General features: G+C 41.3%; 9 protein-coding genes. 5 read left to right on the top strand and 4 right to left on the bottom strand.

What is annotated here, in order from left to right; genetic code table 11:
• Positions 1–25: 25 nt before the first annotated feature.
• The 3 genes from ppc to tpiA all read left to right on the top strand — a co-directional run bounded on the left by ppc (position 26) and on the right by tpiA (position 5,250).
• Entirely contained in the window at positions 26–2,851 is a 2,826-nt protein-coding gene (gene ppc / locus I2F76_RS08585; protein ID WP_195487671.1) for a phosphoenolpyruvate carboxylase, read from the top strand.
• Positions 2,852–3,130: 279 nt separating this feature from the next.
• A complete protein-coding gene (gene tuf, locus I2F76_RS08580) occupies positions 3,131–4,327 on the top strand; it encodes an elongation factor Tu (protein WP_003008055.1) in 1,197 nt (398 codons plus the stop codon).
• Positions 4,328–4,491: 164 nt separating this feature from the next.
• Positions 4,492–5,250: a triose-phosphate isomerase gene (tpiA, locus tag I2F76_RS08575; RefSeq protein WP_003002560.1), complete on the top strand. Its 759-nt coding sequence runs from the start codon at positions 4,492–4,494 to the stop codon at positions 5,248–5,250.
• A gap of 75 nt (positions 5,251–5,325) precedes the next feature.
• Here tpiA and I2F76_RS08570 read toward each other — a convergent pair whose 3' ends face one another.
• Genes I2F76_RS08570 through I2F76_RS08555 form a run of 4 tightly spaced genes read right to left on the bottom strand, consistent with a single transcriptional unit; the run spans position 5,326 to position 9,888 of the window.
• Positions 5,326–6,561, bottom strand: a complete 1,236-nt coding sequence (locus I2F76_RS08570) for an aminoacyltransferase (RefSeq protein ID WP_195487670.1) — start codon at positions 6,559–6,561, stop codon at positions 5,326–5,328.
• A gap of 5 nt (positions 6,562–6,566) precedes the next feature.
• Positions 6,567–7,778, bottom strand: coding sequence for an aminoacyltransferase (locus I2F76_RS08565; RefSeq protein WP_195487669.1), 1,212 nt, complete (start codon positions 7,776–7,778; stop codon positions 6,567–6,569).
• A 3-nt stretch (positions 7,779–7,781) separates the two neighbouring features.
• On the bottom strand, positions 7,782–8,588 hold the full coding sequence (gene yidA / locus I2F76_RS08560) for a sugar-phosphatase (RefSeq protein ID WP_195487668.1): 807 nt from the start codon (positions 8,586–8,588) through the stop codon (positions 7,782–7,784).
• Positions 8,578–9,888 (bottom strand): HD domain-containing protein, encoded by a 1,311-nt coding sequence (locus I2F76_RS08555; RefSeq protein ID WP_195487667.1) that lies wholly within the window; start codon positions 9,886–9,888, stop codon positions 8,578–8,580. Before I2F76_RS08555 ends, yidA begins: the two co-directional genes overlap by 11 nt.
• A 115-nt stretch (positions 9,889–10,003) precedes the next feature.
• Here I2F76_RS08555 and I2F76_RS08550 point away from each other — a divergent pair, with 115 nt between their 5' ends.
• On the top strand, positions 10,004–10,387 hold the full coding sequence (locus I2F76_RS08550) for a DUF1934 domain-containing protein (protein ID WP_155169457.1): 384 nt from the start codon (positions 10,004–10,006) through the stop codon (positions 10,385–10,387).
• A 205-nt stretch (positions 10,388–10,592) separates the two neighbouring features.
• Positions 10,593–13,277 carry a cation-translocating P-type ATPase gene (locus I2F76_RS08545; protein ID WP_195487666.1) on the top strand — a complete coding sequence of 895 codons (2,685 nt, stop codon included), beginning with the start codon at positions 10,593–10,595 and terminating at the stop codon, positions 13,275–13,277.
• Positions 13,278–13,294: the final 17 nt, after the last annotated feature.

Genomic DNA, 13,294 nt, shown 5'->3' with positions numbered 1-13,294 from the left:
AATGGCTATTCAAAAAGGAGAAAAAATGGTCTTACAAAAATTAGAGAACTTCACAAATAAAGATATTATCAAAGAAGAAGCCGAAATCTTAACCAATTTATTAGATGATATTACGAAAAATTTGGTTCGTCCGGAAACCTTTGATAAAATTACGCAGTTGAAGGATCTATCAAAAACACAGAACTATCGTGAGTTGAATCAAATAGTGGAACAATTGACAAATGAAGAAATGACAGTGATTTCACGTTATTTTGCCATTTTACCACTCTTGATTAACATCTCAGAAGATGTCGATTTGGCCTATGAAATCAATCATTTGAATAACGTGGATGGTGAATACCTCGGAAAACTTTCTTCAACCATTAAAGAAGTTGCAAAAAATGAAGATGCACAAGAAATTCTTGAAAATCTCAATATTGTACCTGTTTTAACAGCCCATCCAACTCAAGTGCAACGAAAAACCATGCTGGATCTAACCAATCATATTCATGCTCTTCTTCGTCAGCACCGGGATGTTAAAGCTGGTTTAATGAATGAGAATAAGTGGTATAACAACCTCCGTTGTAATATCGAAATCATGATGCAAACGGATATGATTCGTGACAAAAAATTGAAGGTTACTAATGAAATCACCAACGTCATGGAATATTACAATAGCTCCTTCTTGCAAGCTGTTCCAAACCTGATGTTGGAATACAAACGCTTGGCAAAAGAGCATGGATTAGAGCTTGAACAACCACGTCCGATCACAATGGGTATGTGGATCGGGGGAGACCGGGACGGGAATCCATTTGTAACAGCTGAGACCTTGAAGCGTTCAGCAACTATTCAAAGTGAAGTCATTTTGAACTATTACATCGAAAAGATTTCAAAATTATACCGTCATTTCTCCCTTTCAACGAGTCTTTCTAAAACAAGTGAAGCAGTAGCTGAAATGGCCGCCCTATCCAGTGATACATCCGTCTTTCGTGAAAAAGAACCTTACCGTCGGGCTTTCCACTATATCCAGTCAAAATTGATCCAAACCTTGGTCAATTTAAAAGAATGGACTATGGTTGGGGAAACTAGAGAAGATCGTTATGCTGTCGAGAGGTTATTAGGAGCAAATGCTCATCAACAAGGGCCAGTTTCTGATTATATCGGCAATCGTATCTCTGGGGCTCTAAAGAAAATTTCTGAGAAAGAAGCTCCAGCTTATGCATCAGCTCAAGAATTTAAAGAAGACCTTGAAAAGATAAAAGATTCCTTGTTAGAAAACAAATCAGAGTATTTGATTTCTGGTGAATTTGCAGAACTTCTAGAAGCCATCGATGTTTTTGGATTCTATCTGGCCTCTATTGATATGCGCCAGGATTCGAGTGTGCATGAAGCCTGTGTGGCAGAATTGCTGAAATCAGCTGGAATTAATGACCATTATTCTGATTTATCAGAGGATGAAAAGTGTCAAGTTCTCTTGAAAGAACTTTTAGAAGATCCACGTATTTTATCAGCAACTCATGCTGAAAAATCTGAACTGCTTGAAAAAGAATTAGCGATTTTCCAAACGGCCCGTGAATTGAAGGATCGTTTAGGAGAAGAAGTCATTCGTCAAAACATCATTTCTCATGCAACCAGTGTGTCAGATATGTTGGAATTGGCTGTGATGTTGAAAGAAGTGGGCTTAGTCGATACGGAAAAAGCTCGTGTGCAAATCGTGCCTTTGTTTGAAACCATCGAAGATTTGGATCACTCAGAAGAAACCATGAGAAGTTACTTGTCTCTTCCGATTGCCAAACGTTGGATTGCTTCTAAGAACAACTACCAAGAGATTATGTTAGGTTATTCTGATTCCAACAAAGATGGTGGATACTTGTCTTCTTGCTGGACCCTCTTTAAAGCCCAACAACAATTGACCGCTATCGGAGATGAGTTTGGAGTGAAGATTACCTTCTTCCATGGTCGTGGTGGTACTGTTGGTCGTGGTGGAGGTCCTACTTATGAAGCCATCACGTCTCAACCATTGAAATCCATTAATGACCGTATCCGCTTAACTGAGCAAGGGGAAGTAATCGGCAATAAATATGGAAATAAAGATGCTGCTTACTACAACCTTGAGATGCTCGTCTCTGCAACCATTAACCGAATGATTGCCGAACAAAAGAGTCCATTCTCTATGTTTGATCGTTTCGGGGAAGTCATGGATAAAGTCGTGAATCGCAGTTACGATATCTATCGTGATTTGGTCTTTGGAAATGAGCACTTCTATGACTACTTCTTTGAATCAAGTCCGATCAAAGCAATTTCAAGCTTTAATATTGGTTCACGTCCTGCTGCTCGTAAGACCATTACAGAAATCGGTGGTTTGCGTGCTATCCCATGGGTCTTCTCATGGTCACAAAGTCGGGTGATGTTCCCTGGTTGGTACGGAGTAGGTTCTAGCTTTAAGGAATTTATCGATGAGGATCCTGAGAATATCGAAACCCTTCGATACATGTATAAAAACTGGCCTTTCTTCCAATCTCTCTTGTCAAATGTGGACATGGTCTTATCCAAAGCCAACATGGACATTGCCTTTGAGTACGCCCAATTGTGTGAAGAAGAAGAAGTTCGTAATATCTATCAGATCATCTTACATGAATGGCAATTGACCAAGGACATCATCTTGATGATTGAAGAGCAAGACGAGTTGCTCGCTGAAAACCCTTATCTGAAAGAAAGTTTAGATTATCGGATGCCGTACTTTAACGTTTTGAACTATATTCAGTTAGAATTGATTCGACGTCAACGGACCGGAGAATTATCAGCCGATCAAGACAAGCTAATCCATATCACCATCAACGGTGTGGCGACAGGATTACGTAATTCAGGTTAAAAAAATCGGAACGACTGTTCCGATTTTTTTATTCCCTGAACCCAAAGAAGCAAAAGGTACAGAAAGGCTTAAATAGCAGATTTTAAATGAGAATTTTCAAAGCTAGATCAGGATCTTTCAGCAAGCTGATAAAATAAAAGAAAAGAAGAGGAATAATTAAGAAAATATAGGTAAAAGGCTTGCAATTTTATCTAAAATTCGATAGAATAGTAAGGAAAGTTAGACTGTATTGCCTACTGTCTATCTATAAAATATATTTTATTGGAGGCTTTTACTCAAATGGCAAAAGAAAAATACGATCGTAGTAAACCGCACGTTAACATCGGTACAATCGGACACGTTGACCACGGTAAAACTACCCTAACTGCAGCAATCACAACTGTTTTGGCACGTCGCTTGCCTTCATCAGTTAACCAACCTAAAGACTATGCGTCTATCGATGCTGCTCCAGAAGAACGCGAACGCGGTATCACCATCAACACTGCACACGTTGAGTACGAAACTGCTAAACGTCACTACGCTCACATCGACGCTCCAGGACACGCGGACTACGTTAAAAACATGATCACTGGTGCCGCTCAAATGGACGGAGCTATCCTTGTAGTAGCTTCAACTGACGGACCAATGCCACAAACACGTGAACACATCCTTCTTTCACGTCAGGTTGGTGTTAAACACTTGATCGTCTTCATGAACAAAGTTGACTTGGTTGACGATGAAGAATTGCTTGAATTGGTTGAAATGGAAATCCGTGACCTTCTTTCAGAATACGATTTCCCAGGTGATGACCTTCCAGTTATCCAAGGTTCAGCTCTTAAAGCTCTTGAAGGTGACTCTAAATATGAAGATATCATCATGGAATTGATGGATACTGTTGATGAGTACATCCCAGAACCAGAACGCGATACTGACAAACCATTGCTTCTTCCAGTCGAAGACGTATTCTCAATCACTGGACGTGGTACAGTTGCTTCAGGACGTATCGACCGTGGTGTTGTTCGTGTCAACGATGAAATCGAAATCGTTGGTATCAAAGACGAAATCCAAAAAGCAGTTGTTACTGGTGTTGAAATGTTCCGTAAACAACTTGACGAAGGTCTTGCAGGGGATAACGTTGGTGTGCTTCTTCGTGGTATCCAACGTGATGAAATCGAACGTGGACAAGTTATCGCTAAACCAGGTTCAATCAACCCACACACTAAATTCAAAGGTGAAGTTTACATCCTTACTAAAGAAGAAGGTGGACGTCATACTCCATTCTTCAACAACTACCGTCCACAGTTCTACTTCCGTACAACTGACGTAACTGGATCTATCGAACTTCCAGCTGGAACTGAAATGGTAATGCCTGGTGATAACGTGACTATCGACGTTGAGTTGATCCACCCAATCGCCGTTGAACAAGGTACTACATTCTCAATCCGTGAAGGTGGACGTACTGTTGGTTCAGGTATGGTTACTGAAATCGAAGCTTAATTCGATCTAGTTCCCAGATTAACAATTATATAGACAGACAGAAAACCCCGTGAAGACGGGGTTTTTATTTTGGTAAAAAGTAAAATGAGCTTGTGCAACCTTTCATTATGACGAAAATTATGGTAAAATAGATAGTATAAAATTAGAAAAAAGAGGTATGTGAAATGTCACGTAAACCATTTATCGCTGGTAACTGGAAAATGAACAAAAATCCAGAAGAAGCAAAAGCATTCGTTGAAGCTGTAGCATCAAAACTTCCTTCAGCTGACCTTGTTGAAGCTGGTATCGCAGCTCCTGCAGTTGACTTGACAACTGTTCTTGCTGCTGCTAAAGGTTCAAACCTTAAAGTTGCTGCCCAAAACACTTACTTTGAAAATGCTGGTGCCTTCACTGGTGAAACTAGCCCACAAGTTTTGAAAGAAATCGGTACTGACTACGTTGTGATCGGTCACTCAGAACGTCGTGACTACTTCCATGAAACTGATGAAGATATCAACAAAAAAGCAAAAGCAATCTTTGCGAACGGTATGCTTCCAATCATCTGTTGTGGTGAAAGCCTTGAAACTTACGAAGCTGGTAAAGCAGCAGAATTTGTAGGGGCTCAAGTTTCAGCTGCTCTTGCTGGATTGACTGCAGAACAAGTGGCTTCAACAGTTATCGCATACGAACCAATCTGGGCGATCGGTACTGGTAAATCAGCTTCACAAGACGACGCACAAAAAATGTGTAAAGTTGTTCGTGACGTTGTAGCTGCTGACTTTGGTCAAGAAGTGGCTGACAAAGTACGTGTTCAATACGGTGGTTCAGTGAAACCTGAAAACGTTGCTGAATACATGGCTTGTCCAGACGTTGACGGAGCTCTTGTAGGTGGTGCATCACTTGATCCAGAAAGCTTCTTGGCATTGCTTGACTTCGTTAAATAATGACATATAAAAAGGCGAGAGGTTTCTCGTCTTTTTTATAGTAGAAAAGACCAGCTACAAAGCTGGTCTTTTAAGTTAGGAACGTCCTAATAGTTTCTTAACGAGAGAAATCAGTTTGTATTTCAGAGGACTTGGGTAATAACGGAAGGTCCCCATCTTACGGACGATGTAGCCGTTGAAGTTTTGTTTGAAACGAAGAACACCGTCTGACCCGTCAAAGATTCCTTGAATACCAAGGAAGTTATATCTTGGGATACCACGTTTGATGGTTTCAAGCATCATATATTCCTGGAGAACAGCAGGAGCATAGAACTTATTAAATTCTGTATAAGAGCCACTGAATAAATAGGTGGATTCTTGTGGCATATAGACGAAGAGGCTACCTGCAAGAATGACGTCTTGATCTCCATATTTTTCAATATATTCTTTTGCGTCCCTCTTTCTCACCTCAAAGGTATCAAACTGGCTAGAGAATTCACGAAGTTGATTTTGTTTTTTCTCTGAATTGGGGTTGACTTCAAGATCCTTCTGTAATTTCTCAATCTTCTGTGCTAGTTTTCCTTGGTCTTTTTCAAGATTCGTGTAGTAATGGTGGAAGTTCAGTGTTGCGATCATGAAATCTGCATTGTCGCCAAAACTGTCATAGAAAGTTTGGTAATAATCCAAGGTCTTATCCTGATAGTCGCGACGGTCACTGGTAGAGGAAGTAATATCCTTAAAGAGTTGCAGTTCATCTCGGTTTAATCGTTTCAGTTCAATACCGAAAGATTTGGCTTTCTTGACAAGTGGCTTTCCTTTTTTACTGAAGCTCTTGAGAAGATTTTTCTCGGTGATACCCTCCATATCTTTCACATAATGCCAATCACCTTCTCCACCTGGATAACCTGTTGTTAAACCATCATGCTGATAGCCCAATTTTTTTAGGGTATCCATAAAATGGGTTTGCTCTTCACTGGTTGGATTGCCGTCACTGTCAAAGGTTTGATAGGTATCATAGGGCTTGATAACGAGTTCAATAGCCCCATTTTCTTTCGCATAGTCTTTTAAGGCTGCATAGAAGGGTTCTAGCATAGCTTCCTCTTGGTAAAGGGGGCCAGAATTGATTTCCATATGGAGACCACCTGTCATAGGAAGACTGTACAAGATTGCTGCCACTTGGACTTGATCTTCTTGCTTCCAAGCGATAAATTGGACGGTATTTCCTCGCTTTTCAAGCAGATCTGCCATTTCAGCAGACTGGATAAAAGAGCGATGGGAGACAGTATTTGCAAATGAGGTAAATTCTTCTTTTGAAATTGTCGTAAGAGTCATGTAACTTATTTACTCCTTAATTTTTTCCGGATCTTGTAAGCTGTGTTAACAAGTGGATAGAGTGGACTTGTTGGAAGGTTGAATTCCCCAACAAATTCTTCAATAATAGGATTAAATTTAGATTTAAAATGATAGAGTCCACCATCTAGTGAATTTTCAATGCCTCCCATATTTTGCCAAGAAGCACCACGGTCGAAAGCGTGTTGGGCAGTTTCATACCAGGTGAGGATGGCGGGTTGGTAACGGCGGAATTCTTCATCCATCCCTGCATAAACATTTTCAGATGTCCCACCGAATTCAAGGCTTAAGGTACCAGATAAAGGAACGACCTTTTTACCTGCCTGGAGATGGTGCTCAAGAAATTGCAGTTCTTCCTCTATACGCTCTTTTTCTTTTTGATTGTTCTCAACTTTGCCAGGCTTTGTTTTTTCGGTGAATTTTTCAGCCTCGGCCTTGTTTTTTTCAAGATCTTTTGTAAGGGAGGCTTTCCGTTCTGTGAGATCAAGAGTAGACAAAGTAATGTAGGATTGTCCTTGGTAGGTCGTGAGCAGTTTTTCGTAGTAATCTTTTCCACGTAAATGAATGCTTTTACGTGCTTCTGTCTTTTTCATGAGAGAAGCAAAGTCCTTTAACAATTCAGTCCCGCCAAATTGGACTTGGATCCCTTTGTTTCGAGCAGTTCGGATGGCTTGTCGAGTAGATTTTGAAAGGTCTTGTTCGGTGAAAAACTCTTTGTGGATATTCGCTTGAAAGCGTGGTTGGATATTTTCTGCCAGATCACTTGTTCGGCCAGTCCATTCAACCCCTTCTTTAGTTAAGGTATCGATCACCGCTTGTACATCAGTGGTTTCCGTATTTTCTTGTCCAATCAAGTGTTTGCTCAAGAAAAGACTTGGATCAAATTTAACAAACAAGGCCTTGTGTTGTTTGGCTATCTTTTTAAGGGATTGGATCACATATGAAACCAGCTCCTTGTTTTGGTAATCCATAATAGGGCCTCGAGGAATGTAGAGCATGGAAAAGCCAAGTGGCAGGGGTTGAATCAAGATGCTTGCAACAGCGACTAATTGATCTTCTTGATAAAAACCAACACGTTCATTTCCCCAATTATCTTTAATTTTTGCCCATGAACTGCTTTGTAAGAGATTGGTTTGGTCACTCTGAATAACAAAGTCATCATGCTCACTAGCAGAAATTCCTAGCTGGTAATGGTACATTTCTTATAATACCCACTTTCTAATGGCGTATGCAACGCCAGATTCATCATTTGATTTGGTAATAGTTGTAGCAATTTTTTTAAGAGCTGGATTGCCATTTTCCATAACGACAGCATGTTCCACGACTTCTAGCATGGAACGGTCATTTTCTTCATCTCCGATAGCCATGGTTTCTTCTTGCTGGATTCCAAGTCGTTCAGCTAGATGAAGAACAGCTGATCCCTTATTAGTTGTTTTCCCTAGAATTTCTAAATAAAAAGGGGCTGATTTGACCATGGTGAAGCGGTCCTTGAATTCTTTAGGGATTTTTGCAATCGCAGCATCTAGAATATCTGGTTCATCGATATACATGGCCTTGACAAATTCTTTCTCACGAACTTCTTCAGGCGTCCGGTAATAAAGGGGCATGTTGACCAGTTGAGATTCATGAATGGTGTAGCGTCCGATATCTCGATTGCTGGTATAGATGCCGTCTTTAGTAATAGCATGAGAGTGGATTTTGAGTTTGTTAGCAAGAGACTCGATATCGAGATAGTCCTCATAATGTAAAAGGTCCTTGATGAGTTCTTTTCCAGTAGCGGTTTCTTGAACCAGACCACCATTAAAGGTAATGACATAGTCTCCAGGATCCATCAAATGGAGTTCTTTTAAAAGTTTTGAGACCCCTGCGATAGGGCGACCGGTTGTGATAACGATTTTAACGCCTGCGGCTTTAGCATCTTGAATGGCTTCAAATACAGAAGGTGTGATCTCTTTTTTTGAATTGAGAAGTGTACCGTCGATATCGATCGCAACTAATTTAATGGACATCCGTCTCTCCTGTAAAATAATCATTGGTAATATAGGAAGTGAATTCCTCTACCTGCTTACTGAAAAGTCCATTAACCTCCAGCATTTCTTTGGGGAAATAGAAGCGGTTGTCCCCATAGCGTGTTCCTGCAAGAGCAGCGACGAGTGGTGACAATTGAGACAATTCTGCGAGACTCCCATCTTTTCGAATCATCTCGATCTGGGTCCGCGGTTTTTCAAGCTCTGGTCGATAAATATCGTAGGGAAGGTCGAAATTTTGATGAATAGCGGTGTAGTAGGTTGGATTAAACCCAACCTCTTTAATCAAATTTTCAAGGATTGCTAAGTCTTTTCGCTTATCTTCTGTAAATAGAATCGATTTAAAGACTTTCCGATTAATATAGCGCTGAGCAAGATCAGACAAGATGGTATCCGGACTATCCATCCAGACTTGGAAATAGGTATTCATCACACCGTCATCTAGATTTAGGTAGTCTTGAATGGTGACCTCTTCTTCAAAAAATGGAATCAAGCGAGGTGAAGTCAGTTGAAAATACTCTTTCTGATCTGGATAAATGGTTCTAGCTCGTTTGAGTAGATTTTGAAGGAGGACTTCCATGGCACGAGTAGCCGGGTGGAAGTAGACCTGCATATACATTTGGTAACGGCTGACCACGTAATCCTCGACAGCGTGCATGCCATTTTGTTGGAAGACAATGCCATTTTCAATCGGTCGAATGACGCGCAAAATACGGGTCAAGTCAAATTTTCCATAGGAAGCACCCGTAAAGTAGGCATCCCGCAGTAAATAATCCATCCGGTCCACATCAATTTGACTAGAAATCAATTGCACCACTTGTTTATTGGGATAGGTATGATCAATGACGCTGGCTACACGATTTGGGAAATCAGGTGCTACCTGTAAGAGGATTTGATTGACCTCCGTCTCTGGGCTGGTGATGATCAGCTGGGTCATTTTTTCATGATCGGTCCCAAAGAGTCCTTCGAAGGTATGGGAATAGGCACCATGTCCAATGTCATGAAGAAGGGCGGCTGTCATGGTCAGTAAGTTTTCATCAGAATTCCATTGCTCTGCATACTTTTCCTCAAAAATAGACAGAATCCGTCTTGAAATTTCATAGGCACCAAGACAGTGAGAAAAACGACTATGCTCCCCACCGTGGAAGGTAAAACCAGATGTCCCCAGTTGTTTGATGCGGCGTAGTCGTTGAAATTCTTTACTATTAATTAATTGATAAATGATGGGATGATCCACATGAACGTAATCATGCACGGGATCGCGAAAGACTTTTTCATTCATGGGTCTATTATAGCAAAAAAAAGCCTATTTTGCGATCTAGAGGCTAATAGGGGCAGTCAAAATGCGTAAAATTTGATAGAATAGTAAGGCAAGAAAAGAAGAGAAGGAGACAAAGATGCAGATTCGCATTCAAAATACCATTCGATTTGGAGAAGAAATGGAAATCGTTGATCAGTACTATCAAGGTGAATGGAAGGAAAAAGCAGGTTTTCAATATCTCTTATATACCAATGAAGAAGATGAAAAGGTTGCTTTGAAATTTTCCAACGATGAATTGGTCATGACACGATTCTCAAGTCCTAAATCCATCATGCGTTTCTACAAAAAAGAAGATGGTGGGGCAATCATCCCAACTCCGATGGGCATTCAGCAGTTTTTGATTACAACAGACCTCTTTCAATTAGAAGCAGGTCATTTGCAAGTCTCTTATCGCTTGTTAACTCTCGATGGAGAACAGGAATTTGCTAATTATCAATTACTGGTGGAATGGGAAGAATAGACCTCATTAAATTATTAGAGATCCCGCTTGCTTTATTCTATAAAAATGGTATAATGAAACCACTCAAGGGAGTAGCTGGCGGATTTCCCGCGATAGTGTCGTCATTCCGAATTATTTCCGGCACTATATTAAACAGCGAGACTTATTTTTTTAAAAAACAGGTCTCTTTTTTTTGTAAAAAGAGGCCAAAAAGGAGGAGACTGTTTTGTCAAAAGAACAAAATAAAGATTTGTTTTACACGCAATCTTCTGAGGAAGTCCTAAAGAACTTGGACTCATCTGTCGAAGGTTTGTCAACCGCCCAGGCTCAAGAACGCTTAGCGACTTATGGTCGTAATGAGTTGGAAGAGGGCGAAAAACGTAGCCTACTAGCTAAATTCCTTGATCAATTTAAGGATTTGATGATTATCATCTTGCTTGCGGCAGCGGCACTTTCTGTGATTACAGAAGGAATGGACGGTCTAACGGATGCCATTATCATCTTGGCCGTTGTTGTCTTGAATGCTGCCTTTGGTGTTTACCAAGAAGGGCAAGCTGAAGCAGCCATTGAAGCGCTGAAAAATATGTCTAGCCCGATGGCCCGTGTTCGTCGTGACGGTCATGTCATTGAGATTGACTCAAAAGAATTGGTGCCTGGGGACATCGTCTTGCTAGAAGCAGGGGATGTCGTGCCTGCTGATATGCGCTTGTTTGAAGCAGCTTCCCTTAAAATCGAAGAAGCAGCTCTTACAGGGGAATCTGTCCCAGTTGAAAAAGATGTGACAGGACTTGTTGAAGCAGATGCTGGTATTGGGGACCGCGTTAATATGGGTTACCAAAACTCAAACGTAACTTACGGTCGTGGTATTGGTGTCGTGACTAACACTGGTATGTATACAGAAGTTGGTAAGATTGCGGATATGTTGGCTAATGCCGATGAGACAGAAACACCATTGAAGCAAAGCTTGGAACAATTATCTAAAGCCTTGACTTACTTAATCGTTGTGATTGCTGTTATCACTTTCTTGGTTGGTGTCTTCGTTCGTGGTGAACATCCGTTGGAAGGCTTGATGGTTGCGGTAGCCCTTGCGGTTGCGGCGATTCCAGAAGGTCTTCCTGCCATTGTAACCATCGTTCTATCTTTGGGAACGACAACCCTTGCTAAACGCAATTCAATCGTTCGTAAATTGCCAGCCGTTGAAACACTTGGTTCAACAGAAATCATCGCATCTGATAAAACAGGTACCTTGACCATGAACCAAATGACGGTTGAAAAGGTTTATACCAACGGTCAATTGCAAAGCTCGGCAGCTGAGATTGCTGCTAGCAACAATACCCTTCGCATCATGAACTTTGCCAATGATACCAAGGTAGACCCATCTGGCAAATTGATTGGGGACCCAACTGAGACAGCCCTTGTACAGTTTGGTTTGGACCACAATTTTGATGTCCGTGACGTCTTGAAGGATGAGCCACGTGTGGCTGAATTGCCATTTGACTCAGACCGTAAGCTCATGTCTACTATCCATAAGGAAGCAGACGGTTCTTACTTTATCGCTGTTAAAGGTGCCCCTGACCAATTGCTCAAACGTGTGACACGTATTGAAGTCAATGGGGAAGTTCGCCCTATCACAGAAGAAGACAAGAAAGCTATTCTTGCTACCAACAAAGACTTGGCTAAACAAGCCCTTCGTGTCTTGATGATGGCTTATAAGACAAGCAAGGAAATCCCAACCTTGGAATCTGAAATTGTTGAGTCTGACCTCATCTTCTCTGGTTTGGTCGGCATGATTGACCCTGAGCGTCCAGAAGCAGCAGAAGCTGTTCGTGTCGCTAAGGAAGCAGGTATCCGTCCGATCATGATCACGGGTGACCACCAAGATACAGCTGAGGCCATTGCCAAACGTCTCGGTATCATCGATCCAAATGACACAGAAGATCACGTCTTTACAGGAGCTGAGTTGAATGAACTCTCTGATGAAGAATTCCAAAAGGTCTTCAAACAATACTCTGTTTATGCTCGTGTATCACCTGAACACAAGGTTCGGATCGTAAAAGCATGGCAAAAAGAAGGTAAAGTTGTTGCCATGACAGGTGACGGAGTCAACGATGCGCCATCACTTAAGACAGCTGATATCGGTATCGGTATGGGGATCACTGGTACAGAAGTTTCTAAGGGAGCTTCAGACATGGTCCTTGCAGATGATAACTTTGCAACCATTATCGTAGCGGTAGAAGAAGGACGTAAGGTCTTCTCAAATATCCAAAAATCTATCCAATACCTCTTGTCTGCCAATATGGCTGAAGTATTCACCATCTTCTTTGCAACCCTCTTTGGTTGGGATGTGTTGCAACCAGTACACCTTCTCTGGATTAACTTGGTAACAGATACCCTACCAGCTATCGCTCTTGGGGTGGAACCAGCTGAACCAGGTGTCATGACCCACAAACCTCGTGGACGTAAATCTAACTTCTTTGATGGCGGAGTCTTCGGAGCTATCCTCTATCAAGGGATCTTCCAAACTATCTTGGTACTTGGTGTTTACGGTTGGGCCATTCTCTTCCCAGAGCACCAAGGTCATGCAGAGATGCATGCAGATGCCCTTACTATGGCCTTTGCGACTCTCGGTTTGATCCAATTGCTCCATGCCTTTAACGTCAAGTCCGTTTACCAATCGATCTTTAAAGTGGGACTCTTCAAGAACAAGACCTTTAACTGGTCTATTCCAGTAGCCTTTATTCTCTTAATGGCGACGATTATGGTACCTGGATTCAATAAACTCTTCCACGTTTCAAACTTGAGTTTGACGCAATGGTTGGTGGTTGCTGTAGGTGCAATTATGATCGTGTTCCTTGTTGAGATTGTCAAAGCTGTTCAACGATCTCTTGGTAAAGATAAAAACGCGATTTAAGCATAAAAAGTCATCTT

The sequence above is a fragment of the Streptococcus parasanguinis genome, assembly GCF_015557775.1.
Lineage (GTDB): Bacteria > Bacillota > Bacilli > Lactobacillales > Streptococcaceae > Streptococcus > Streptococcus parasanguinis_AA.
Note: the sequence above shows the minus strand (reverse complement) of the source record. Positions and strands in the feature narration are given on the sequence as shown.